The 23,505-nt window shown below is 29.0% G+C and carries 25 protein-coding genes; 20 read left to right on the forward strand and 5 right to left on the reverse strand.

The genetic code is table 11. The features are described 5' to 3' along the window. The first annotated feature begins 488 nt into the window (after positions 1 to 488). The 4 genes from B3086_RS03395 to B3086_RS03410 all read left to right on the forward strand — a co-directional run bounded on the left by B3086_RS03395 (position 489) and on the right by B3086_RS03410 (position 4,130). Positions 489 to 863, forward strand: coding sequence for a YbaN family protein (locus B3086_RS03395; protein WP_035129974.1), 375 nt, complete (start codon positions 489 to 491; stop codon positions 861 to 863). A 472-nt stretch (positions 864 to 1,335) separates the two neighbouring features. Then, the gene (metG, locus tag B3086_RS03400; RefSeq protein WP_346847507.1) at positions 1,336 to 2,982 is read left to right on the forward strand and encodes a methionine--tRNA ligase; all 1,647 of its coding nucleotides are present in this window, start codon (positions 1,336 to 1,338) and stop codon (positions 2,980 to 2,982) included. A 144-nt stretch (positions 2,983 to 3,126) separates the two neighbouring features. Next, positions 3,127 to 3,453, forward strand: coding sequence for a hypothetical protein (locus B3086_RS03405; protein WP_346847506.1), 327 nt, complete (start codon positions 3,127 to 3,129; stop codon positions 3,451 to 3,453). Positions 3,454 to 3,488: 35 nt separating this feature from the next. Then, a complete protein-coding gene (locus B3086_RS03410; protein ID WP_346876564.1) occupies positions 3,489 to 4,130 on the forward strand; it encodes an HAD family hydrolase in 642 nt (213 codons plus the stop codon). A gap of 66 nt (positions 4,131 to 4,196) precedes the next feature. Here the strand turns inward: B3086_RS03410 and B3086_RS03415 are convergent, their stop codons facing one another. Then, positions 4,197 to 4,451: a hypothetical protein gene (locus tag B3086_RS03415; RefSeq protein WP_346847504.1), complete on the reverse strand. Its 255-nt coding sequence runs from the start codon at positions 4,449 to 4,451 to the stop codon at positions 4,197 to 4,199. 141 nt (positions 4,452 to 4,592) lie between these two features. Between B3086_RS03415 and B3086_RS03420 the strand changes: the two genes are divergently transcribed. Next, entirely contained in the window at positions 4,593 to 5,183 is a 591-nt protein-coding gene (locus B3086_RS03420) for an MgtC/SapB family protein (protein ID WP_346847503.1), read from the forward strand. Between the two features lie 30 nt (positions 5,184 to 5,213). Here the strand turns inward: B3086_RS03420 and B3086_RS03425 are convergent, their stop codons facing one another. Beyond that, a complete protein-coding gene (locus B3086_RS03425) occupies positions 5,214 to 6,317 on the reverse strand; it encodes a hypothetical protein (RefSeq protein WP_346879626.1) in 1,104 nt (367 codons plus the stop codon). 327 nt (positions 6,318 to 6,644) lie between these two features. Between B3086_RS03425 and B3086_RS03430 the strand changes: the two genes are divergently transcribed. From B3086_RS03430 to B3086_RS03450, 5 genes are all read left to right on the forward strand, one after another. Next, complete coding sequence (locus B3086_RS03430; RefSeq protein ID WP_346847501.1) at positions 6,645 to 7,148, forward strand: MogA/MoaB family molybdenum cofactor biosynthesis protein; 504 nt, start codon at positions 6,645 to 6,647, stop codon at positions 7,146 to 7,148. A gap of 23 nt (positions 7,149 to 7,171) precedes the next feature. Next, on the forward strand, positions 7,172 to 8,182 hold the full coding sequence (moaA, locus tag B3086_RS03435) for a GTP 3',8-cyclase MoaA (RefSeq protein ID WP_346847500.1): 1,011 nt from the start codon (positions 7,172 to 7,174) through the stop codon (positions 8,180 to 8,182). A gap of 21 nt (positions 8,183 to 8,203) precedes the next feature. Beyond that, positions 8,204 to 8,683 carry a cyclic pyranopterin monophosphate synthase MoaC gene (gene moaC / locus B3086_RS03440; RefSeq protein WP_346847807.1) on the forward strand — a complete coding sequence of 160 codons (480 nt, stop codon included), beginning with the start codon at positions 8,204 to 8,206 and terminating at the stop codon, positions 8,681 to 8,683. Positions 8,684 to 8,701: 18 nt separating this feature from the next. Further along, positions 8,702 to 9,148, forward strand: a complete 447-nt coding sequence (locus tag B3086_RS03445) for an MOSC domain-containing protein (protein WP_346847499.1) — start codon at positions 8,702 to 8,704, stop codon at positions 9,146 to 9,148. Between the two features lie 134 nt (positions 9,149 to 9,282). After that, positions 9,283 to 9,633 (forward strand): zinc ribbon domain-containing protein YjdM, encoded by a 351-nt coding sequence (locus tag B3086_RS03450; protein ID WP_035129948.1) that lies wholly within the window; start codon positions 9,283 to 9,285, stop codon positions 9,631 to 9,633. 145 nt (positions 9,634 to 9,778) lie between these two features. On the opposite strand, the gene B3086_RS03455 is transcribed toward B3086_RS03450, so the two are convergent. Continuing rightward, positions 9,779 to 10,225: an Lrp/AsnC family transcriptional regulator gene (locus tag B3086_RS03455; RefSeq protein WP_346879625.1), complete on the reverse strand. Its 447-nt coding sequence runs from the start codon at positions 10,223 to 10,225 to the stop codon at positions 9,779 to 9,781. A 137-nt stretch (positions 10,226 to 10,362) separates the two neighbouring features. Between B3086_RS03455 and B3086_RS03460 the strand changes: the two genes are divergently transcribed. The 3 genes from B3086_RS03460 to B3086_RS03470 all read left to right on the forward strand — a co-directional run bounded on the left by B3086_RS03460 (position 10,363) and on the right by B3086_RS03470 (position 14,408). Continuing rightward, a complete protein-coding gene (locus B3086_RS03460; protein WP_346847497.1) occupies positions 10,363 to 10,785 on the forward strand; it encodes a carboxymuconolactone decarboxylase family protein in 423 nt (140 codons plus the stop codon). A 313-nt stretch (positions 10,786 to 11,098) separates the two neighbouring features. Next, complete coding sequence (locus B3086_RS03465; RefSeq protein ID WP_346892776.1) at positions 11,099 to 13,303, forward strand: type IA DNA topoisomerase; 2,205 nt, start codon at positions 11,099 to 11,101, stop codon at positions 13,301 to 13,303. 235 nt (positions 13,304 to 13,538) lie between these two features. Continuing rightward, complete coding sequence (locus tag B3086_RS03470; protein ID WP_346892778.1) at positions 13,539 to 14,408, forward strand: cation diffusion facilitator family transporter; 870 nt, start codon at positions 13,539 to 13,541, stop codon at positions 14,406 to 14,408. Between the two features lie 137 nt (positions 14,409 to 14,545). Here B3086_RS03470 and B3086_RS03475 read toward each other — a convergent pair whose 3' ends face one another. Then, positions 14,546 to 14,704: a DUF1540 domain-containing protein gene (locus tag B3086_RS03475; RefSeq protein ID WP_346847494.1), complete on the reverse strand. Its 159-nt coding sequence runs from the start codon at positions 14,702 to 14,704 to the stop codon at positions 14,546 to 14,548. Positions 14,705 to 14,804: 100 nt separating this feature from the next. Beyond that, the gene (gene rbr, locus B3086_RS03480; protein ID WP_346847493.1) at positions 14,805 to 15,413 is read right to left on the reverse strand and encodes a rubrerythrin; all 609 of its coding nucleotides are present in this window, start codon (positions 15,411 to 15,413) and stop codon (positions 14,805 to 14,807) included. A 372-nt stretch (positions 15,414 to 15,785) separates the two neighbouring features. Here rbr and nrdD point away from each other — a divergent pair, with 372 nt between their 5' ends. The 7 genes from nrdD (at position 15,786) to B3086_RS03515 (ending at position 23,450) form a co-directional block, all read left to right on the forward strand. After that, complete coding sequence (nrdD, locus tag B3086_RS03485; protein WP_346847492.1) at positions 15,786 to 18,029, forward strand: anaerobic ribonucleoside-triphosphate reductase; 2,244 nt, start codon at positions 15,786 to 15,788, stop codon at positions 18,027 to 18,029. A 14-nt stretch (positions 18,030 to 18,043) separates the two neighbouring features. Beyond that, complete coding sequence (nrdG, locus tag B3086_RS03490; protein WP_346879623.1) at positions 18,044 to 18,538, forward strand: anaerobic ribonucleoside-triphosphate reductase activating protein; 495 nt, start codon at positions 18,044 to 18,046, stop codon at positions 18,536 to 18,538. A gap of 37 nt (positions 18,539 to 18,575) precedes the next feature. After that, positions 18,576 to 19,031 carry a dUTP diphosphatase gene (locus tag B3086_RS03495; RefSeq protein ID WP_346847490.1) on the forward strand — a complete coding sequence of 152 codons (456 nt, stop codon included), beginning with the start codon at positions 18,576 to 18,578 and terminating at the stop codon, positions 19,029 to 19,031. 89 nt (positions 19,032 to 19,120) lie between these two features. After that, positions 19,121 to 19,645: a hypothetical protein gene (locus tag B3086_RS03500; protein ID WP_346847489.1), complete on the forward strand. Its 525-nt coding sequence runs from the start codon at positions 19,121 to 19,123 to the stop codon at positions 19,643 to 19,645. 229 nt (positions 19,646 to 19,874) lie between these two features. Next, complete coding sequence (locus B3086_RS03505) at positions 19,875 to 21,059, forward strand: AI-2E family transporter (RefSeq protein ID WP_346847488.1); 1,185 nt, start codon at positions 19,875 to 19,877, stop codon at positions 21,057 to 21,059. A gap of 222 nt (positions 21,060 to 21,281) precedes the next feature. Next, on the forward strand, positions 21,282 to 21,890 hold the full coding sequence (locus tag B3086_RS03510; protein WP_346876557.1) for a hypothetical protein: 609 nt from the start codon (positions 21,282 to 21,284) through the stop codon (positions 21,888 to 21,890). A 267-nt stretch (positions 21,891 to 22,157) separates the two neighbouring features. Next, the gene (locus tag B3086_RS03515; RefSeq protein WP_346847486.1) at positions 22,158 to 23,450 is read left to right on the forward strand and encodes an HD-GYP domain-containing protein; all 1,293 of its coding nucleotides are present in this window, start codon (positions 22,158 to 22,160) and stop codon (positions 23,448 to 23,450) included. Positions 23,451 to 23,505 lie beyond the last annotated feature (55 nt).

The raw sequence follows: 23,505 nt of genomic DNA on the forward strand, positions 1-23,505 counted from the left end.
TTGTAGGAAATAAGCTACTTTTAAAAGTAATAACATTTTAAAGAATATGTTAAAATTAATTTAAATATTTTTAGAGATGATATTATATAGAGTATACCCTAATATATTGGAATAAAGGACTAAAATTAAGAAAAAATTAAAATTTTGTAGAAAAATATATTTTGAAATTTTAGTATTTTGTATTATAATAATATTATAGAACAAATTTTTTATGCTATATATTAACAATTTAATATATATAATTAGTTTCATTTAAAATTTCCCTATAATTTTAAAAGAACTAGACATTAAACAAGACACAGACAGAAAAAGTCTACCATATAGATGGTAGGCTTTTTCTGTTTTTGTCTTGTTTACTAAAGATAAAGATTTAAATTATTAAAATAGAAAAAAATAATTGATAAAATATATTGAAATTAATTGTTGGTTATTATAATGTATACATATTAAAATGATTATCTCTATAAGGATTTAGGAAGGGAGTTACTATGAATAAGTGTAAAAAGTTTATATGCGTATCTGTAGGGTTGATATGTTTTACACTTGGAGCGATAGGGATTATATTACCTATACTCCCTACAACACCATTTTTGCTGTTAGCCTCTTTTTTCTTTGTAAAAGGGTCTGAGAGATTTGATATTTGGTTCAAGAACACAAAGATATATAAAAAACACCTAGATAGTTTTGTAAAGGAAAAAGCAATGACTTTAAAACAAAAGATGACTATATTGTTATTTGCTGATTTTATGATGGCATTTCCACTTATAATTTTAGATAGTTTAGTTATAAAATGCATTATTGTTTTGATGATAATAATTAAATATTACTATTTTCTATTTGTAATAAAAACTATTAATAATTAATAGTTTTAAACTTCAATTGACAAGTTGGTAAATATATATATAATTATAAGTATAATAGCTAAATGCAAAGAAAAGGAAAGTAACTTTAAGAATACTTATACAGAGAGCTTTCATTGGTGAGAAGAAGCAATGGATATTAAAGAGAAAATGGCCTTGGAGCAGTGCACCGAGATTTAATATTAAGGCTGCAACGGGTTCACCCGTAATAGTGATAGAGTATAACTATAAACAGGATTTTTATGAGAAATTTTATCTATGTACTAGTCGTGGAATAAATTTCATGTAAGCAAATTTAATTATAACGTACTTGAAGAGATTTATATTGTGAAATGTAAATGAAGTAGGATGGTAACACGAAGTTTTAACTCTCGTTCCTAAGATTAATTTCTTAGGAACGAGAGTTTTTAGTTTTACTCCAAATTTATAATTTGGAGAAGTGAAAAATTAAATAGTATAAGAGGAGGAGAGTAGAATGAATATTTTAATTGGAGGAGCATGGCCTTATGCCAATGGTTCGTTGCACATAGGACATATTGCAGCATTATTGCCTGGAGACGTTATAGCTAGATATTATAGAGCAAAAGGGGATGATGTATTATATATTTCAGGAAGTGATTGTCACGGAACACCTATTTCTATTAGAGCAAAAAAAGAGGGTGTATTATCAGAAGTTATAGCTAATAGATATCATGAGGAATTTAAGTATTGTTTTGATAAGTTAAATTTCAGCTATGATTGTTATTCAAGAACTGATGATAATCAGCATAAAGAAGAAGTAAGAAGGATAATTATAAGTCTATATGAAAAAGGCTTAATATATGAAAAAAAAGTAAGTCAAGTTTATTGTGAGGAGTGCAAACAATTTTTACCTGATAGATATGTAGAGGGAGTATGTCCGCATTGCAATAGTATTGCAAGAGGTGATCAATGTGAAAATTGTTCAACCCTTCTAGATCCTTTAGAGTTAAAGGATAGACTGTGTAAATTATGTGGTAGTAAGCCAGTAGTAAAATCCACTAAACAATTATACTTTGCATTATCTACTTTTGAAAAAGGACTTAGAAAGCATTTAGAAAGGTCTAGAAAAAACTGGAGAATAAATGCAGTAAATAGTACAGAAAGATACTTAAATGAAGGTTTGAAAGATAGAGCTATTTCTAGGGATTTAGATATAGGAATAGATATACCAATTAAAGGATTTGAAGATAAGAAAGTATATGTATGGATTGATGCGGTATTGGGATATTTAACTGTAAGTGAGAAGTGGGGAAAAGAAAATAATAAAAATTGTAGTGATTATTGGAATAGTAGCAGTATTTCATATTATATTCATGGAAAAGATAATATACCATTTCATACAATCATACTTCCAGCATTATTAAGAGGAACAGGACCAGAAAGAAATCCAGATAAGGTTATTTCTAGTGAATATGTGACTTTAGAAGGAAAGAAAATATCAACAAGTAATAACTGGGCAATTTGGGTACCAGATATAGTAGATAGATATAATAGTGACTTAATAAGATATTTCTTTATTGCAAATGGACCTGAAAGAAGAGATGCTGATTTTACTTGGAGGGAGTTCATAAATAAAAATAATGGTGAATTATTGGGAGCTTATGGAAACCTAGTTAATAGAACTTTGGTATTTGTTAAGAAGAATTTTAATAGCAAGGTACCAAAAGGAAAAGTTGAAGAGTCAATTAAAAGCACTATAGAAGAATTATATAAAAATATTGGGGAAAATATAGAAGAAGGAAATTTAAAATCTGGCATAGAAAGAATATTTACATTTATACGAAGTATAAATAAATATTTTGATGAAGAAATGCCATGGATTACCATAAAACAAGATAATAAACAGTGTGAAAATACTATTTATAATTGTTTATATGCTATTGTAAACCTAGCAAATCTTCTAAATCCATTTTTGCCAGAGTCCTCAGAAAAGATTAAAAGTTGGTTTTATTGCGAAGAAAATAGGTGGAAAGAGATTCAATTAAATTCAGGAGTAAATATAAGTAATTTTCATGTTTTATTTGAAAGATTAGATAAGAGTATTATTGATGAAGAATTAAGTAAATTAGAACTACATGGCAAAGATATCAAATCCACTTAGTGTCCATTAACAAAATATTTTAGAATATTATGATATAATTTATATGTTAGTGTATTATTAAAATTTTTGATAACTTCTTTTGTAAGAATGGTAACTTATAATTTGCTATAGTTTTACATTTAAAAGTTGGGAAGTGAGTATAAAATGGTGGGTAAATATAAAGTAGTAACTTTATGCGGAAGTACAAAGTTTAAAGAGGATTTTATAAAAGTTCAAAAGGAGTTAACTCTTCAGGGGATAATTGTAATATCAGTAGGATTATTCGGCCACGCAGATGGTGAATTTGGAACTATAATTACAGATGAAATTAAAATCATGCTTGATGATATTCATAAAAGAAAAATTGATATGGCAGATGAAATCTTTGTTATAAATAAGAATGGGTATATAGGCTCTAGCACCAGAAGTGAAATTAAATATGCGAAGGAACATGGCAAAAAAATAGTTTATTTGGAGCCTAATTATGAATAATTACTAATGAAAATAAGATATTTAGGAGTGAGTTTATGATATTAGAGACAGTAGATAGCATTATATTTGATTTAGACGGAACTATGTGGGATTCATTAGATGCGATTGTAGAAATATGGAATGAAGCTATAAAGGATTTTAGTGATATAGATGCAATAATTACAAAGGAAAAATTAAAATCAGTAGTAGGGGTACCAGTTATAGATTTAGTTAAGATCCTTCTTCCAGATTTGAAGGAAGAAAGAGCAATTGAATTTATGAATTATTGCTGTAAGAAAGAAAATGAATATTTACCGCTTCATGGAGGAATCCTTTTTCAAGGACTAGAAGAAACCTTAAAGAAGCTTTCACAAAAATATAAGCTATTTATAGTTAGTAACTGTCACCACGGTTATATAGAAGCTTTTTTTCATGCTCATAACATGAAAAAATATTTTATAGATTTTGAACATCCAGGAAGAACGGGACTTACAAAGGGTGAGAATATAAAACTCATAATTAATAGAAATAATTTAAAGAATCCTATGTATGTTGGTGATACACAAGGGGATAGAAATGCAGCTAGGTTAGCAGGAATACCTTTTGTGTATGCATCTTATGGATTTGGGAATGTGGAAGATTATGATTATAAAATAGATAGGTTTCCAGAATTAGTAGACATGTATTTTAGACAATAAAAAAATATATAATCCCAATGAAAATATATAATTTTTTCATGGGGATTAGTTTTTAATATTATTATTCTAATTAGTTGAATTTTTATTTATATTTAAGCAAACAATAACTCCAATGGACATACAAATAAGTATGAGTAAAGATGATATTTCAGTAGATATAATATCAGATGTGCTTATTAAAGTTAATAATTTTGATTGAATATTTACGTCAAATCCTAAAAGCATAGAAATAGATGAGACGATGGTAACTATTAGAGATAATACAGATAATCCACAGATTATTCCGGTAATTATACGAATTAAATTTTCTTTTCTTTTCATATAACTGTTATTTAGATAAGTTTAAAGTATTATCTAAAATCCTCCTTGCCTTTAAGTTGTAAAATAATTATAACATTTTTTTAAACAATATTAAACCTATGAATATAATATAAGTAATTATACTATGATGGGGAGGGAATTATGGATTATATAGTAGTGTTAGAAAGGCTTATAGTAGGCGTTATAGTAGGGGGACTTGTTGGATATGAAAGGGAATTTAAAAATAGTCCAGCAGGGTTTAGAACTCATATATTAGTATGCTTAGGAGCTACAATTATTTCTTTAATAACAGAGTATGATATACAAAAAATCATGGTTATTGCTCAAAATCCTATGTATGCTGAAGTTATAAAAGTCGATATAGCTAGATTAGGAGCTCAGGTTATAAGTGGTGTTGGATTTTTAGGAGCTGGTACTATTTTAAGAGAGAAAGGATCTGTAAGGGGATTAACTACTGCCGCAACTCTTTGGATTGTGGCATGCTTAGGTTTAGCGGTAGGAAGAGGACTCTATGCACTATCCTTAACAGCAGCCGTAATCATATTTATAATACTAAGCTTATTTAAAAAAGCTGATAGAGTTATACAAAAAGATACAAAGTGGAGAATAAGGTTTAGGAAAAAAGAAAAAGAAGATGAGGTTGATGAAGATTATAATATTACTGAAGGAAAAAATAGTGAGGATGTTATAACTTTATACGAGAAAGTAAATGAGCCAATAAGTAGAGAGTAGTCTCTACTTATTGGCTTTATAATATCAGTATTAACCACCATAAATAGTATTCCACCAGCTTTCATCTGGTTTACCACCAGACATAAGTCCCTCTGCAACCCAAGTATTACTTTTGTTACTATAAAATATATATAGCCACCTGACGGTTACACCTTTATCGAAGGCTGAATTTCCTGGTTCTTTAACGTTTATTTCTAGTTCGTAATAAGCTTTATTATTTCTTACTTCAGCATTAAGTATTTTTACATAGTCAATATCTATTTCATCCCATATTTTTTGACCTTCTTCTAAAGTATCACTATTAGAAGAATTAACTGTATAATTGTAAATGAAGGAATATTCTTTGTTTATCATAGCATTCATATATGAATTACAAAATTCTTCAGCGGAGCTAATATCATGATTTATAGAAGTAGAATCATTAGTTTGTAGTGAATGAGAATCTAAATTTTGTGGATTATAATATTTTTTATTTGGTAATATTTCTGTCAATGGAGTAAAAATAGAAACAAGCCATTTTTTATTTTTATTTATTAGCTTAATTTTTCCTTCTAGAGTTTGCTTTTCCTTGTATCCATCATTATATATTATATTAATATCAGCATTATATTTGTAGTAAGCTTCGGTATCATTATCACTAGAGATTTTATCAAGAATAATGTTAGATATGGTAGTGGTGTATTCATAGTCCTTAGCCATTTTTATAGAAGATAAGGGAAATCTATTTAAAATAAGTTCATCACCTAATTGAGAAGTAATAGAATCACCTATATTTTTTAAACAAGCTTCTCTAATTTTAGTTTCATCTTCAGGAGAAAGTGTAACAATACCTGTCTCCCCATTAGAAGGAGCACGTCCTTCAAGAGAGCTTTCAAAAAGCTTAGAAAGTTGATCTGTTAAAGTGTAGTCTGAAATATTATAGTAATTTTCTATAAAAGATTCAGCAACGGTTTTATCAGGAGAAGGATTTACTCTTTCGCAAGCAATTAGGGAAAATATAACGATACTAAAGAAAAGTATAATACATAACAAGAAGATACCATTAAGTTTGTTCTTCATATCAAAAATATTTTTAAATCTTTTTTTCGTGTTATCTACACCTCCATTAAAATTGGTTGAAAAAGTATTAACCATTATTATCACTTCTACAAATGTAGTATATAATTATATTCTACATTTGTAGAAGGTTTATATCAAGAAATAAATGTAATAACATATAAAATTTACAATTTAGTTTATGTATTAAAAGGTATGTTATAGAAAATAAAAATCGGGAAACTAATTATTTTTATAATGTACAATTTGAAAAAAATTGAATATATTTACATAAAATATAATAAATATGATATAATTGATATTAATAAAAACTGAGGAGATAGTCAGGATATAATTTTGCGTTTAATATAAAAATTATATTTATTTAAATATTTGAATTAACAATAACTTTATGGAGGTTATAGTATGAAAAAAACTGCAATTTTAACTATAAGTGATAAAGGTTCTGAAGGACAGCGTATAGATGAGACAGGGCAAGTGTTAAGGGAGTATTTAGAAAAAAATAAATATATAGTCCATTATTATAAAATTATACCTGATGAAGTTGTAGATATAAAAAAAGAACTTATATATATATGTGATGAATTAAATATACCATTGGTAATTACTAATGGAGGAACTGGATTTTCAAAGAGGGATGTAACTCCAGAAGCAACTTTACAAGTTATAGAAAAGTATGTACCTGGGATTGGAGAATTTATGAGAATGAAGTCTATGGAAATTACACCAAGAGCGATGCTGTCTAGAGGAATTGTAGGTATTAGAAAGAATTCTTTAATTATAAATCTACCAGGAAGTCCTAGAGGTGCTAAAGAAAATATAGAATTCATTTTTCCATATTTAGATCATGGACTAAAGATTTTATCTGGAGAAACTTCAGAATGTGCTAGGAGTGAAGTTGATTTATAGGGAGTATAAAGGGAGGAGTATTTATGGAAGATTCCCATGGACGTAACATAAATTATTTAAGAGTTTCTCTTACGGATATGTGCAATTTAAGATGTATGTATTGCATGCCAGAAGGAAAGTGTAATCAAAATTATGTTAGTTCGAAAATGTCTATAGAAGAAATAGATTTAATTATTAGAATATTTGCTGAATGTGGTGTTGAGAAAGTTAGATTTACTGGTGGAGAACCGTTGATTGTAAAGGATATTTCTAAGATTATATATAATGCATCCCAAGTTAAAGGAATTAAAGATATATCTTTAACTACTAATGGCATATTTTTGAAGGATAAAATAGATGAATTAAAGAAGGCAGGGTTAAATAGAGTAAATGTTAGTATGGATACATTAAAGGAAGACAAGTATGAAGGAATAACAGGACGATCATATCTTAAAAAAGTTAAAGAAGGTATAGAAGTATGTTTAGATAAGGGCATTACTCCGGTGAAAATTAATGTGGTGCTTATGAAAGGTATAAACTTAGACGAGGTTGATGAGTTTATTAAAATTGCAGAGAAAATGCCTATAGATGTGAGGTTTATAGAATTAATGCCTATAGGAGCAGGTACAGAGTTATTTAAAAATCATTTTATACCCTATAAGGATATAGTAGAGTCACATCCTAATCTTATACCTGAAGATCATAGAGTATCTTCAACGGCAGAACTTTATAAAAGTAGTAAGGGAAAAGGGAGAATTGGATTTATTAGTCCTATAAGTTGTAATTTTTGTAGTGAGTGTAATAGAGTTAGATTAACTGCTGAAGGTGGAATTAAGTCTTGTTTGCATGGTGAAGAGGAAATTAATATTCTATCAGATGTACGAGATTTATTTAAAAAATATAATTTATCATACTGTGATTTACGAGAGAGTAGAGAATATAGTATTCTTAAGAAAAAGATTTTAGGAGCTATGTATAATAAGCCATTAGGACATAGACTATCTATGGAAGGAAAAAGTAGAAGCAATAAGCAAATGTTTCAAATAGGAGGATAACTTATGATTAAAGATGTTCAAATAGATGAAGGATTCACTCATATAAATGAGCAAGGAAGAGCTAGAATGGTAGATGTTAGTGAAAAGAAAAAGACAGATAGAGAGGCAATAGCCTGCGGTTCTATTTATATGAAGAAATCTACTTTAGAAAAGATAGACAAAGGGGAAATTATAAAGGGAGATGTACTTTCCGTAGCTCAAGTGGGTGGGATAATGGGAGCAAAGAAAACTTCAGATATAATTCCCATGTGTCATTCTATCATGATGTCAGGGTGTGATATTACCTTTCACCTAGATCATGATAAAAGTAAGGTAGATATAATAGCTACAACTAAAACAATAGGGGAAACCGGTATAGAAATGGAAGCTTTAACAGCGGTATCCATAGCAGCATTAACTATATATGATATGTGTAAGTCAGTAGATAAATCAATGGTTATAAGTGATATTAGGCTACTTCGAAAGATTGGTGGAAAATCTGGAGAGATTAATTATTTTTAAAGATAGGAGAAGATGGATATGGCAAAGGTTATTAGTATAAATATAAGTACTGAGAAAGGGGTTATAAAAACACCTATAAAAAGAGGTTTCTTTAAGATCGACTTCGGATTAGAAGGAGATGCTCATGGTGGTAATTGGCATAGACAAGTTAGCTTGTTAGGAGATGAAAGCATAGATAAGCTTAGAGGAAAAATAAATAAAGAATTAGTCCCAGGAATATTTGCAGAAAATATAACAACACAAGGAATAACTTTATATGAACTACCCATAGGAACAAAGCTTTCCATTGGAGAAGTTATTATGGAGGTGACACAGATTGGAAAAGAATGTCATAAGGACTGTGAAATAATGAAGACCACAGGGGAGTGTGTTATGCCTAGAGAAGGGATTTTTGCTCAAGTATTAGAAGAAGGATGGATAGAACCTGGTGATGAGATTTCTGTAATTAAGTACTGGAAAGCTTGAGTTAAATTATAAATAGAATTTGTCAATATAGGAAGACTATGATAGTATATAAGAACATAAGAAGCTGTATATATTATTTTATAAAGTGAATCTTATGTATCAGAACTATAGTAACGAATGGAGGAAATGAAGTTATGGGTAATTTACCTAATTGTCCAAAATGTAATTCAGAATACACTTACGAAGATGGAAGTATTTTTGTTTGCCCAGAATGTGCTCACGAGTGGGGAGTACAAGCTGAAAATGAAAATAATGAAGATATTAATGTTATAAAAGATGCAAATGGAAATGTGTTACAAGATGGTGATTCTGTAACAATAATTAAAGATCTTAAAGTAAAAGGTGCTTCATCATCAATAAAAATAGGAACGAAAGTAAAAAATATACGTTTAGTTCCTGATGCATCTGATGGCCATAACATTGATTGTAAAATTGATGGTTTTGGAGCTATGAGTTTAAAATCAGAATTCGTTAAAAAAATATAAGCTATAATTAACTCTACAAAAGGAAACTTCCATGAATTATATGTAGTTCATGGAGGCTTTCTTTTTTTATTTTAATTTAAACACTAAGGTAACAGGATTATGATCAGAGTATTTTAACATGGGAACTATGGACAGAATAAAAAACTTATATTAAAAACTTATTTATAGAATTCTCTATGACTACTTCTGAGAATGCAATATTAGTACTAGTTGTTGCATATGGAGATACTTCATTAATAAATTCTTCAATGTCACTTAAATCTTTAACTGAAAGTTTAACAATAAAACAACCATCCCCAGCAATTCTATAGCACCATTCACTGCGATTGTAGTCTTTAATAAAATTTTTGAATCGCTCATATTCACCATTTTTCATGGTGATTTTTATTATACAATCAATGGATAGAGCAAGATTCTTTTTATTTATAGTAATAGTATAGCCTTCTATTATTCTGTTATCTTCAAGTCTTTTTACTCTCTCTGTAACAGAGGATGGGGATAGGTTAATTCGCTTTGACAACTCTCTTATGGATAATCTACTATTTTTTTCTAATTCGGATAGAATCATTACATCAATTTCGTCAAATTTCATTTGAAATATTTTCTCCTTTTTAATATTTTGTATGATATATATATAGGTTTTATTATATGTCATATGAAATACAAAATTCAATTTTATTTATATATAATATTAATAAAATTAGATTTGATTAATAAAGGAGAGATATTATGACAAAAATAAATTTTTCAAATGAGGGGATAACATCCTTTGAACAACTACTTGGATATAACAGTGAGATAATGAAAGGTTGGAGTAATTTAGAAATAAGTTTTTTAAAATCTAAAACTTTTGGTTATGAATTAAAAGAAGAAGTAAGACGTACTCTTGCTTTTAACAATGGATGTAAATATTGTATGGCAAAGGGAAAGCCTTCTGAAGATATAGAGGATAAAAATATAAGAATGGCAACGAAAATTGCAGATATGATTTCAAAGAATATAGTTTTAACAGAGGAGACTTTTAAAAGTTTAAGAGAACTATTCAGTGAAAAAGAAATCTCAGAGCTTTTTGCACTAATTTGCTTTTTTACAGCATCACAAAGGTTCGGAGCTTTACTTGATTTGGAACCTAGCTGTGCAATATATATTTAGAAGGGCTAGTTCAAGATAAGTTAGCCGATAAGTATTGACAAAGGAGCTATTTAACATTATAAATAGCTCCATATTTATCTATGAAAATATTTATATGTTTTTATAGATAAAATCCTCATATTATCACTTCTGATAAATCATAATCTACTACCTTAGGGTCTAGTCAAAAAAGTTTATATTGTAAAATAAATGTCTAGTTTTAATAAAGTTTTATTTTATTGTATAATTAAGTGGAAAGTTTTAAGAATTAAAAATAACTATAAATATAAGTAAATTTATTTAAGTAAGAGAAAATAAGTAAGGTGTGAGAGAAGTGGCTAAGGTTATTATTGCGGAAAAACCATCCGTGGCAAAGAATATTGCAGAAGCTTTAAATATAAAAACTAGAAAAGATGGATACTTTGAGGGTGAGAATTATTTAGTTACATGGGCGTTTGGTCACTTATTACAACTATATGATGCTAAAGATTATGATGAAAGCATGAAGGGATGGGAGTTTTCTAAATTTCCATTTATACCTAAGGAGTTTAAATATAAGATAAAAAGTGATTCACTTAATAGAAATATTACTGATAAGGGAGCTGAGAAACAGCTTAGCATTATTAAATCACTTATAGATAGAGAGAATGTAGATGGAATAATATCCGCCACAGACTTTGATAGAGAGGGTCAGGTTATAGCAGATGAATTATTTATATATTTCAATGAAGAAAAGCCTGTATATAGGCTTCTTCTAAATGAGTGGACTCCAGATGAAGTAAAAAAGGGTATGGAAGCTTTAAAGCCTAATAAAGAAATGAAGTCCTTACAAGATGCTGGAATAGGAAGGCAATGGGCAGATTGGGTTATTGGGATAAATCTTACATCTGTGGCAACTTTGAGATATAAATTTGAAGATGTTAAAATGCTAAACATAGGAAGAGTGTTATTACCAACTCTAAAGATAATCTATGATAGGGACATGGAAATTGAAAACTTTGTAGCTACTACTTATTATAAGTTATCGGCTACCTTTAAGACTAAGGCTAATGAGGAGTACGAAGGTCTATATTATGAAAATGATTCAGAAAAATTCGAAGAGAAGTCTTATTTAAGTAATATAGGAAAATTACTACAAGGACAAAGAGCGGAGATAGTTGATAAGCAAACAGAGAAGAAAAGGGAATATCCACCGTATCTATTTAACTTATCAAATCTTCAAGGACATATTACTAGTAAATTTAAAGGATGGACTTCCGATAAGGTTTTAAAGGTTGCCCAGTCTCTTTATGAAAAAAAGTTTATTACTTATCCTAGAACTGCCAGTATTGTCCTAGAAGAAAGCTTAGAGGATAGAACAAGGAAGGTTTTGGAGAATCTTAAAAAGGGTCTACCATACGAAAATCAAATAAAATTTGCAAAAACTAAAAGGGTTTTTGATAATTCTAAGGTGGAGAGTCATAGTGCTATAGTTCCAACTTATATAAAACCAAGCGGCCTTAGTGCTGATGAAGCAATTGTTTATAATGCAGTGAAAAATAGATTTATAATGCAATTTATGCCTATTGCTGAATTTGAGGAAACAAAAATTACGGCTAAGGTTTATGAGGAAAATATTAAAGGCATATTTGTTTCCAAGGGTAAAGTTCAAATTGTTGAAGGCTGGCGTGTGGTAGAAAAGATAGAAACTAAGGATACTATACTTCCTTTAGTTATGGAAAAGGAAGTAGTGGATATTGTAGGAAATAAAGTTAACACCGTAACAAAGAAGCCACCTAAAAATCATACAGAAAAGACTTTGCTAAGGGTTATGGAAACCTGTGGTAAGAGTTTAGGAAAAGAAGAAAATAATGATGATGATGATGAAAACTCTTCAGAAGATAATTTAGAGGAAACTTCGGAAGAATTAATGAAGTCCATATTGAGCGGTTTTAGTATAGGAACACCAGCTACTAGAGCTGAAACTATTAAAAAACTTAAAGATATAGGATATATTACTACTAAAGGAAAAAACCTAACTTGTACAGAGTTAGGTAGGACAATGGTAGAGATGTTTCCTGTAAGGGATTTGTTTGACTTAGAATACACCGGTAGGCTAGAAAAAACCCTATCGGATATAGAAAAAGGAACTGTAGAAAAAGACACCTTTATTAAGCATATTTGTGATTTTACTAGTAAATCTGTGGAAATTATAAAAAAGGATACATCAATGTTATCTAAAATAAAGATAGAGCTTTCTCCTGGGACGGTTAGTGTAGGTAATTGTCCTATATGCGGAAATCCAGTAGTGGAAGGAGAAAAAAGCTTTGGGTGTAGTAACTGGAAAAATGGTTGTAAATTCACTATTTGGAAGAATGATAAATACATTGAATCCTATGGCAAGAAAGTTACAAAAGAAATGGTAGAAATACTTCTTAAAAATGGTAAAGTAGGATTTAGAAATTTGAGAAGCAAGAAAGGAAATACCTTTGCTGCTTATTTTAGATATGAAAAAAATGAAGAAACAGGTTATTTAAGTTGGAAGATGGAATTTATTTAAAAAGATAAACAAAAATTATATTTAAACTACAGATAATTAAAGTAGATTCATTATCAATTGATAATACATTATACAAGAAACTTATTGAGAAAACTCACAAATTAAGGGTAACTGAGTATTATAATAATATACTTTATCTGGTGTATGGCCATATTATTGTTGATTTCCGATATTAAGGAAAAAGATAATAGTGGTTCAACATTAGACTAAAGTCAATTGATAATGGAGGAAATTTATGGATGAAAGAACAAGTATAGGTGTAGGAATTAGTAAAAATACAATCTTAGTTAATGCCATTTTAGGAACAATTAAAGTATTGGTAGGTATTATGTCTAGTAGTAATGCGATGATTGCAGATGGTATCCATTCTTTTTCTGATGTGATTAGTACTATAGGAGTAATAATAGGACTAAAGCTTTCCAATAAACCTGATGATAAATGCCATCCTTATGGACATGAAAGAATTGAAAGTATTTCTTCTTTGTTTTTATCTATAATGCTTTTTGTGGTTGCTATATCTATAGGATATTCTGGTATTAAAAATATTGTTTTAGGAGAAATAAAGAATCCAGGAATCCTTGCTATTTGGGCTGCTATATTGTCTATTATCGTTAAAGAGTGGATGTATTTTTATACAATAAAATATGCTAACAAAATAAATAGTTCTGCTCTCAGAGCAGATGCTTGGCATCATAGATCAGATTCTTTTTCTTCAGTGGGAGCTTTAATTGGAATAATTGGAGCTAGAATGGGATGGCCAATTTTAGATTCAGTAGTTGCCATAGTTATTTGTGTTGTAATTATAAAAGTAGCCTGTGATGTATTAAAGCAAAGTGTAAATCAATTAATAGATACTTCTGCAGATGAAGAAATTATAAGTGATATCAATGAAAAACTTCAGACTATTGAGGGCGTAAGACATATTGACAGTATAAAAACGAGACAACATGCTAATAGAGTATATGTAGATGTAGAAGTGTCTGTAGATTCAAAACTTACAGTAGAAGAAGGACATGACATAGCAATAAACATACACCATGGTGTCGAAAAAAATAATAATATTAAGCATTGTATGGTTCATATTAATCCTTATAAGTATAATTAATATGAACATTAAATTAAAACGATGGATTATATTTGACCTAAATAATTTTTTGACTTAAATAAGAGTAAAAATACTATATGCAATATANNTATATTGCATATAGTATTTTTTAGTAAGGGGTTACGTTTAATTATATTCTATTTAAGTTCAAAAGATTGGCAGTCTGTACATTCAACTACTGTAGGATTTTGTTCATGAGTTCCTACTTTAATTTGATTTAATGTACAGTAGTTTTCGTTACGATTATTGTACTTGCAGTTGTTGATTGTACATTTAATAGATTCATTTTTTTCCATTTAAATTCACTCCTTAAAAAGTTTTTGTATTAACTACAAAGTTAGTATGGCTTTTATATTTGTTATTATTCCTTGTAATGTTTATTAAAAATATAAAAATTTATTTTGTAGTGTAATTAGAACCAAATTGAGAACGGCAGAATTCTATGAAATAGCCTTGAGGATGTAGACAAACAGGACAAGCTTTAGGAGCTTCCTTCCCTTCATATATATATCCACAATTAGTACAAAACCATTGAATTGATTCATCACGTCTAAATAAAGTCTCTTCTTCTAATTGCTTAGCAAAATAATTAAATCTATCTCCATGAATTTTTTCTACAGAAGCTATGTTGCTAAATAATGTAGAAATAGCATTAAACCCTTCTTCTTTAGCAATTTTAGAAAAATTACTATAAACATCATCGTATTCTTCATACTCATTGTGATGAGCAGCTTTTAACAATTTTAGAGTTGAATCATATAAGTCTACAGGATATGCACCATTTCCTATTTCTATATTATTTCCAGCTTCTTCTTTTAATTTTTGATAGAATTGATTAGCGTGAGCCATTTCTTGGTTTGCAGTATAATTAAATACTTGCTCAACTATGTAAAGTCCCTCTTTTTTTGCAAAGCTTGCAGCAATAGTATATCTATTTCTTGCTTGACTTTCACCAGCAAAGGATCTCATTAAATTAATGCGAGTTTCACTATCTTTAAAATTCATTTTTATTACCTCCAAATTTTTAAATCTTATTACTAAGTTTCCAAAAGTAGAGTAATTTTATTCATAACTTTTAAAAGTAAGTTAAAGCAAGAGTTAAATTGATACGAGAACATTATCAGAGTTAGCTTATATAAGTTGAAATAGTATGTACTTAGAATCTGATAAAGATAAAGAGAGTATGAAGTAGAATTAAATGTTAATACAGTAGGTATATGTACATTACTTCAATTTATAGACATTGATTTAAAATAGAGTGAAAGATATAATAAATCTATCTGTGGTTTTATATTTTCATAGCCCATGAAAATATGAAAAATTTACTGCTAAGGGACAAAAGTAGTAATTAAAAATTTCAGGGAAGGTAGGAATAATATGAAATTAAGTATTATTAAAAGGGATTCAAGAGTTAAAGACTTTGATATGGAGAGAATACATATAGCCATTAAAAAGGCTTATGAAGAAGTCCATGGAAATGACTTTGTGTTTAAAGAACATTGGAGTGACTTAGAAATTAACATAGAAAAAACTATTATAGAGTTAGGAAAAGAAGAGCTGTTTATTGAAGAAATTCAAGACATAGTAGTTAAGGCTTTAAATAATAAAGATAAAACTGTATCAAAGGCCTATGAAGATTATCGTGAAAAGCGTAGAATTGCAAGAGATACTAATGGTGATACATATAAAAAATTAGATAAGGTACTTCAATGCTCTGATATTATGAACTCCAATGCTAATGTGGACGAGCATAGTTTTGGTGGTCGTAAATTTGAAAGTGCAAATGTAATATTAAAAAGGTATACCCTAGATAAGGTAATAAAGCCTGAAATAGCAAGGGCACATATTGAAAATAGATTATACATACATGACTTAGATAGTTATGCTACGGGAATGCATAATTGTAGTTTCCCAGATATAAAGAAACTGGTTAACAATGGATTTATTACTAGAAATGGGGATGTAAGAGGAGCTAATGGACTATCTACAGCATTTCAATTAGTAGCAGTAATATTCCAAATACAAAGCCAAGAACAATTTGGAGGTACAGGAAGTTGCCATATAGATTATGATTTAGAAGAGCAGGTGGATATATCTTTCAAAAAGCATTTTTCTGATGCACTTTTTTACTTTGAAGATAAAGAATTAAGCTGGAAAGAGTTAGATTCTGAGATATGCGTAGAAAATAAAGAAGAGCTAAAGAAGAAATATCCTAAGCTAACAGCTTTTGCATTAAGAGAGTTAGATAGAGAGGGTATGCAATCAGCTCAAGGCTTATACCATAATCTGAATACACTAGAATCAAGACCAGGTTCCCAAGTACCATTTACATCTATAAATTTAGGAAGAAGAACTACAGTTGCTGGTAGGATGCTTACTAGATGGCTTATGCTTGCTAGTATAGATGGAATAGGAAAACATCATAAAACAAGTATATTCCCAATAGCAATCTTCCAATATAAAAAAGGGGTTAATGATACAGAAGAAACTCCAAATTATGACTTAAAGAAGTTAGCTATAGAATCTATGTCTAAAAGAATATATCCTAACTGGGTAAACTGTGATTGGAGTAAGAATGTAGAAGATTTAAGTAATCCGGATACAGCTATGGCAACTATGGGATGTAGAACCTTAGTTGGATTTGATAGACATGGTATGGGATATTCAAAGGTAGGAAGAGGAAATGTTACTCCAGTAACAATTAACTTGGTAAAAATAGGTATAAAACATGGGATATGTTTAGGAGAAAGAGAAGAAGCTAATCTTGAAGGTTTTTGGAATGAATTAAATGAGCTTTTAGAACTTTCAGCTACAGCCTTAGTAGATAGATTTAAATATATATGTTCACAAAGTGCTAAATCAGCCCCTTTCATGTATAGAAATAAAAGTATGTTAGGTGGAGAATATGACTCAGACACTTGTATTTATGATGTAATGAAACATGGAAGCCAAGCTATAGGATATGCAGGTATTGCAGAAATGTGTCAAGCTCTCTTTGGAAAAGATCATGGTGATGATAAGGATGTTCATAAGTTTGCATTATCGGTGGTAGAAAGAATTTCAAGGTTTGCAGAGGAAGCTTCAGAAAGATACAATTTAAACTTTGGTTGTTATGCAGCGCCAATTGAGTCTACTTGTGGAACTATAATAACAGGAAATAGAGAAATTAAAGGTTTAAGGGATGAATTTGGAATTATAAAAAATGTAACGGACAGGGAGTGGATAACTAATTCACATCACATACCAGTTTGGAAAAATATAGATGTATTTACTAAGTTACAACTTGAGGCTCCATTTACTAAGTACCCTACTTCAGGATGTATAACTTATGTAGAGTTAGATAGTTCAGTAGTAGAAAATCCAAAAGCAATAGAGCAAATCATAGATTATGCCTTTAGCTTAGACATTCCGTATTTAGCTTTCAATTTCCCTATAGATACTTGCTTAAAGTGTGGCTATCAAGGAGAATTTAATGATAGATGTCCAATTTGCCATAGCGAGGAAATAGAACAACTTAGAAGAGTTACAGGATATTTAACTACAGATTATCGCAACTTCAATAAAGCTAAGCAAGCTGAAGTTAAAGAAAGATTTAAACATAGTACTATAACTAAGCTATAGGAAGGAAAATAAAATTGATTGATACTATAAGATTAATAGGATATAATCCTTGTTCTTTAAATGAGGGAGTAGGTCTTAGGGAAGTATGCTATATAGCGGAATGCACTCATAAGTGTCCAGGATGCCAGAATGAAAAGTATTGGCATGAAGAGGGCGATTTATATAAAATAGATGAGGTTGTAGATAAGCTTACTAAAAATCCAATTACAGATATAACTATAAGTGGTGGAGATGGGCTAACTGTTCAGTATGAAAATACTCTAGAATTACTTAAGAGGTTAAAAGAAAAATGTAATAAAAATATATGGTTATATACAGGATATACTTGGGAGCAGTTATTTTCATTGAATAAAGCTGAAGTTTTAAAATATATAGATGTAATTGTAGATGGAAGATTTGAAATAAGCGAAAGGGATGTAACTCTAAAATTTCGAGGAAGTAGCTCACAAAGAATTATAGATGTTAAAGAAAGCCTTAGGGAAAATAATGTTAAAGAATTTAAGTTATAAAAATTAATATAAGAGCATTAGAAAGAGGAGAGACGCAATGAGAACAAGAGGATTTGAAATAGTTACAGATGAGAAAAGAAAGCATCCACAGGAAGACATACAGTTACCAACAAGGGGAAGCAAGCATGCTATAGCCTATGATATATATTCACCTATAGATGTAGTTATAGAGCCTATGGGTAAGCAATTAATATGGACAGATGTAAAGTCATATTTTCAACCAGGGGAAGCTTTGATTATTAATGTTAGAAGTTCTATGGGAAGTCATCCAGTTTTAATGGCTAATGCTCAAGGCTGGGTAGAGTGTGACTATTATAACAATCCTAAGAATGATGGAAATTTGGGAATAAATCTTTTAAATCTAGGAAAAGAGCCTTATATAATTAAAAAAGGTGATAGAATAGCTCAAGCTATGTTTATACCTTTCTTAGTAAGTGATAACTGTAATACTGAAGAGGAAAGAATTGGAGGTTTTGGTAGTACAGGTAAATAATAAGTTTTAATTGGTGTATTTATTCTTTAGAACAAGGGCACTATATTCTTAATCTTTTATTAACGCTTATAAAGGTAGGGATATGGCAAATGAAAAGAACTATGATAACAGTAGTAAGTTGGACTTTAATTATTTCAGCTATTTCTATGGTATATTTTTTTAACATTATTGAAAGAAAAGAAAATGAACCATTTGTAGAAGCTATGGTAAGTGATAATTTATTAGTTAATAATAAAATCATTGAGCATATAGGCTTAGCAGAAGAAGCTTTAAAGGAGTTCGGGGCTATGAGTAGTGAAGAAGCTGCAAAGCTTTGGGCAAAGGGAATGATGACTAGAAATGGAGTACTTCAATACGCTGTTATGAATAAGGAACTTCAGCAAGATTTTAAAAATCATCTTTCTAATGAAAATAATACATCATGGGTAACAGGGACTTCAAGTCCATGGATTACTAGCTATGAAATCATAGACCAAGTTGATGTAAGTAGCAAGGTTAAATTGCATAAGATAAAATTCAATTTAACTACAGCAGAGGGCAATGAGAAACCAGTCTATAACACATTAACTATAATGTACAATAATAATAAATGGGCTATTTCAAGTATAAGGTAGATTAACTTTGTAGATAAATATATTATAAAGAAGTTCTTATTTATGGCGATATATAAGAACTTCTTTTGTTTCGAGGTTTATTGTAGTAAATAAGCTTAAGAAATAGTATAATTGTGTAGCATAAGTTAATAATGTGGAAATAAACAATAAACTTAAGTATTAAATAAGTAATGTTGATATATAATTTAGAACATAGAAAAATTTAAAAAGTAAAATAAGGGAGACAATTATGAAAATAAAACTAAACTCCAATATTGCTAAAAGAACTATATCTAATATTATTGTAGTTTCAGTAGGGATTATACTGTTTTTTATAATAAAAAATCTAGGAGGTATTTTTAATAAAGTAGGAGAAGTAATTAAACTATTAATGCCATTTATATATGGTTTTTCTATGGCATATTTATTAGCTATACCATTAAAGTTTTTAGAAGATAAAGTTCTTAAATTTATGGACAAGAAAAATCAGTACAAAGCAAAAAGGTTTATTTCAATAACTATTACATATATATCTGCAGCTATATTAATTAGTATTGTATTTTCTATATTAGTTCCAGAGCTGAGTCGTAGCATATATACACTTTTAGAAAATATACCTGACTATATTAAGGCTCTAGAGGAATACATAAATAATATAGTTATAGCTTTAAATTTAAATGGTGATATGGTAGAAGATATAGTAAAAGATTTTAATAGCATATCTAAGTATATAACAAGTATTGCAGGCACAGCAGTGTTAGATTTATTCCAATTCTCTGCTAATATTACTCAATATATACTAAACATATTTATAGCAACAATTATATCTATTTACTTATTAGCAGGAAAAGAAAAATTTTTTGCACAGATTAAAAAATTCTTATATGCTATGTTACCGGAGAAACCTGTAAAATATGTAATAGAGCTCACTAGGTCTAGTCATAAAACTTTCATAGGTTTTCTTGGTGGTAAGTTGTTAGATTCATTAATTATAGGAATCATATGCTTTGTGGGTATGAAGATATTTAAAATGCCATATCCACTTCTTGTAAGCTTTATAATAGGAATAACTAACATTGTTCCGGTATTTGGACCATTTATAGGAGCAGTTCCTAGTGTTATAATTATATTTATTGCTAGTCCAATTAAGGCATTATGGTTTATATTATTTATTTTAGTGCTTCAACAGTTTGATGGAAATATATTAGGGCCTAAGATTTTAGGAAACTCCACAGGATTGACTGCATTTTGGGTAATGTTTGCCATACTTTTAGGAAATGGATTATTTGGAGTGGTAGGAATGATATTAGGAGTTCCAACATTTGCTGTGATTTATTCAATTATAGTAAGTGTAATTAATAATGTACTAAAGGAAAAGGGATTGCCAGTAGAAGCTAAGGAGTATGCAGCTCCAGAAAATAAAATTAAATTTTAGAAAATGTACATTAATATGTTGAGATATGAGGTAGATCTATATCTCAACATATTTTTATTTTATAGTCTTAAGTTTGTTACAAATTCTAGTAAAAAATAATCCATATTTCAATAATAATATAATGTTAAGAACACATTTCAAAATAATTACAGATATTAATATTGTTAATAAAGGAAATATGATGTATAATTTAACTGAAAATATAAAAATGAGGTGTTAATTATGGATTTTATGTCCTTTGAAGATGTTATAGCGAAAATTCAAGGTGTAACTCATAGTAAAGTAGTATATAATGAGGATGAAGTAGAAGAGGTTCATATAATTGCAAATACTACAAGATCACCTAAACAGATTGTAAGAGACATCGAATCAGCACTTCTTGCGATATTTAATTATAGAATAAATAGAAAATTAATTAGTATAGCTCAAATAGATACTGGGGAAACGAAGTCTATAAAGAGAATTAGATATGAAGGTATTTCTTTAGAAGTTAAAGATAATAACGTAAGATGTGAAATTAGATTAAATATGGATGATGATGAGTATACGTCTACGCAAACTGCAATTGGAACAAGTATTAATAGACTTAAGGTAGTAGCTAAAGCTACTGTGTCAGCTGTAGAAGAAATAATTGGACAAGTCTCTGTTTTTGATGTAGAGGATATAGTAGTAAATTCAATTAGAAATATATCCTATGTAACCGTTATTGTAAATATGATAAATGACATTGCAGAAGAAGTTCTAATAGGAACTGCCATTGTAAGAAATGATGTAAATGAGGCAATAGCAAAGGCCACTCTTGATGCAATAAACAGAAGAATAGAAAAATAGTTAAACTGGTTTAATGGCCGATTATATTTAAATTATATTTAAGTTTTATTTATCTTCCCTTAGCGGAGTGGAAATTATGACAGATTTTTAGCGGATCTTTGTTAATTTGCATATAAGGGGGATTTTATAATGAAAAACATGAAAAAAGTTATGCCAGCTTTAATAGCTTTACTAGCTTTAGCAATGGGTGGTGGTTCAACTATCACTTGGATATTTTAATAGTTAAGATTAATAAATAATCGGCCTTAAATATATCGGAGGAATAAGATGAATAATATATCTTTAAAACAAAAAAGATTTTTTATTTTAATTTATTTAGTTACTGTAATTTCTTTTGTAATTCCTATAATGAATGGGAAAATGGAAATTGAAGTTGGTAATTTTACAAATATTATAGTATTCATAATTTTAACAGCAATTACAGAATCATTTACAGTATCATTTAAGAATATGTCTTTTAGTACAAGTTTTGCTGTAACTATAGCTTCCTTTGTGTTATTTGGAACGTTTGAATGCATTATAATTCTTATATTAGGATTTTTATGTAGAGTAATTAAGGTTGATGAAAATATATATGGATATAAGTATAAACATGTATTTAATACTCCACTATATGGAACAATATTTAATTGTTGTGCGTTAATATTACCAGTTGTAGTTGGTAATTTTTTTTATAAAACCTTAGGTGGACAATTTAGTCTAAGCTTTATAGTTAGCAATATAGGACCATTGATAGTATTTTGTTTTGCTTTCATAATAGTTAATAGTTTAATAATGTCTATATTAATGTCTATAGTTACAAATAAGAATGTAGTATTCTGTTTTACGGGTAATATAAGAATGGGAATATTAAATTCTGTAGTTATGATTCCAATAGGAATTTTATTAGCACTAGTATTTATTAAGTATGGTTATTTAGGCATAGCATTCATAACATTTCCATTATTGTTAATTAGATATACTCTATTACTATATTCAGATTCAAAATCTCAGTTTATTGATACTGTTGAAGCCTTAATGAATGCAATTGATGCTAGGGATCAATATACAGAAGGACATTCTAGAAGAGTTGCAGAGATATCTGTAGCTATTGGAAAAGAGTTAAAATATAATCAGTGGAGTATTGAAGAATTAAATATAGCTGCTATGCTGCATGATGTTGGTAAAATTGGAGTTAGTGATGCTATTTTAAATAAACCAGGTAAGTTAACGGATGAGGAATTCGATGCAATAAAGGAACATCCGGAGATAGGAATTAAAATAATTAAGGATATTAAAAATATTGATTATGTTTATCCTGTAGTTAGAAACCATCATGAAAGGTATGACGGAAAAGGATATCCAGATGGTAAAAAAGGTGATGAATTACCTTTAAATGTTTACATAGTTCAACTAGCAGATACGGTGGATGCTATGGCATCTGATAGGCCTTATAGGAAAGGACTTTCGGAAAGTATTATTTTAGAGGAAATTAAAAAATATTCAGGTACTCAATTTCATCCTAAGGTGGCAGAAACTTATTTAAGAATTGTAGGAAAGAATGGTGGAAAGTTGCCTTAATATAATAATTAAAAATAATTTAACTTAAAATATTTTACATATATGGGGGATAGCC

The organism is Clostridium sp. UBA871, from assembly GCF_002295255.1.
Classification (GTDB): Bacteria; Bacillota; Clostridia; order Clostridiales; family Clostridiaceae; genus Clostridium_J; species Clostridium_J sulfidigenes.

Excerpts from the sequence above, each read along its gene's own strand:
- B3086_RS03500 (WP_346847489.1), top strand. The coding sequence starts at position 19,121 with ATGAAAAGAACTATGATAACAGTAGTAAGTTGGACTTTAATTATTTCA.
- B3086_RS03430 (WP_346847501.1), top strand. The coding sequence starts at position 6,645 with ATGAAAAAAACTGCAATTTTAACTATAAGTGATAAAGGTTCTGAAGGA.
- B3086_RS03495 (WP_346847490.1), top strand. The coding sequence starts at position 18,576 with ATGAGAACAAGAGGATTTGAAATAGTTACAGATGAGAAAAGAAAGCAT.
- B3086_RS03420 (WP_346847503.1), top strand. The coding sequence starts at position 4,593 with ATGGATTATATAGTAGTGTTAGAAAGGCTTATAGTAGGCGTTATAGTA.
- B3086_RS03395 (WP_035129974.1), top strand. The coding sequence starts at position 489 with ATGAATAAGTGTAAAAAGTTTATATGCGTATCTGTAGGGTTGATATGT.
- rbr (WP_346847493.1), bottom strand. The coding sequence starts at position 15,413 with ATGAATTTTAAAGATAGTGAAACTCGCATTAATTTAATGAGATCCTTT.
- B3086_RS03470 (WP_346892778.1), top strand. The coding sequence starts at position 13,539 with ATGGATGAAAGAACAAGTATAGGTGTAGGAATTAGTAAAAATACAATC.
- B3086_RS03515 (WP_346847486.1), top strand. The coding sequence starts at position 22,158 with ATGAATAATATATCTTTAAAACAAAAAAGATTTTTTATTTTAATTTAT.
- B3086_RS03425 (WP_346879626.1), bottom strand. The coding sequence starts at position 6,317 with ATGGTTAATACTTTTTCAACCAATTTTAATGGAGGTGTAGATAACACG.
- B3086_RS03510 (WP_346876557.1), top strand. The coding sequence starts at position 21,282 with ATGGATTTTATGTCCTTTGAAGATGTTATAGCGAAAATTCAAGGTGTA.
- B3086_RS03415 (WP_346847504.1), bottom strand. The coding sequence starts at position 4,451 with ATGAAAAGAAAAGAAAATTTAATTCGTATAATTACCGGAATAATCTGT.
- B3086_RS03505 (WP_346847488.1), top strand. The coding sequence starts at position 19,875 with ATGAAAATAAAACTAAACTCCAATATTGCTAAAAGAACTATATCTAAT.
- moaA (WP_346847500.1), top strand. The coding sequence starts at position 7,172 with ATGGAAGATTCCCATGGACGTAACATAAATTATTTAAGAGTTTCTCTT.
- metG (WP_346847507.1), top strand. The coding sequence starts at position 1,336 with ATGAATATTTTAATTGGAGGAGCATGGCCTTATGCCAATGGTTCGTTG.
- B3086_RS03445 (WP_346847499.1), top strand. The coding sequence starts at position 8,702 with ATGGCAAAGGTTATTAGTATAAATATAAGTACTGAGAAAGGGGTTATA.
- B3086_RS03460 (WP_346847497.1), top strand. The coding sequence starts at position 10,363 with ATGACAAAAATAAATTTTTCAAATGAGGGGATAACATCCTTTGAACAA.
- B3086_RS03450 (WP_035129948.1), top strand. The coding sequence starts at position 9,283 with ATGGGTAATTTACCTAATTGTCCAAAATGTAATTCAGAATACACTTAC.
- B3086_RS03455 (WP_346879625.1), bottom strand. The coding sequence starts at position 10,225 with ATGAAATTTGACGAAATTGATGTAATGATTCTATCCGAATTAGAAAAA.
- B3086_RS03405 (WP_346847506.1), top strand. The coding sequence starts at position 3,127 with ATGGTGGGTAAATATAAAGTAGTAACTTTATGCGGAAGTACAAAGTTT.
- B3086_RS03475 (WP_346847494.1), bottom strand. The coding sequence starts at position 14,704 with ATGGAAAAAAATGAATCTATTAAATGTACAATCAACAACTGCAAGTAC.
- B3086_RS03410 (WP_346876564.1), top strand. The coding sequence starts at position 3,489 with ATGATATTAGAGACAGTAGATAGCATTATATTTGATTTAGACGGAACT.
- nrdD (WP_346847492.1), top strand. The coding sequence starts at position 15,786 with ATGAAATTAAGTATTATTAAAAGGGATTCAAGAGTTAAAGACTTTGAT.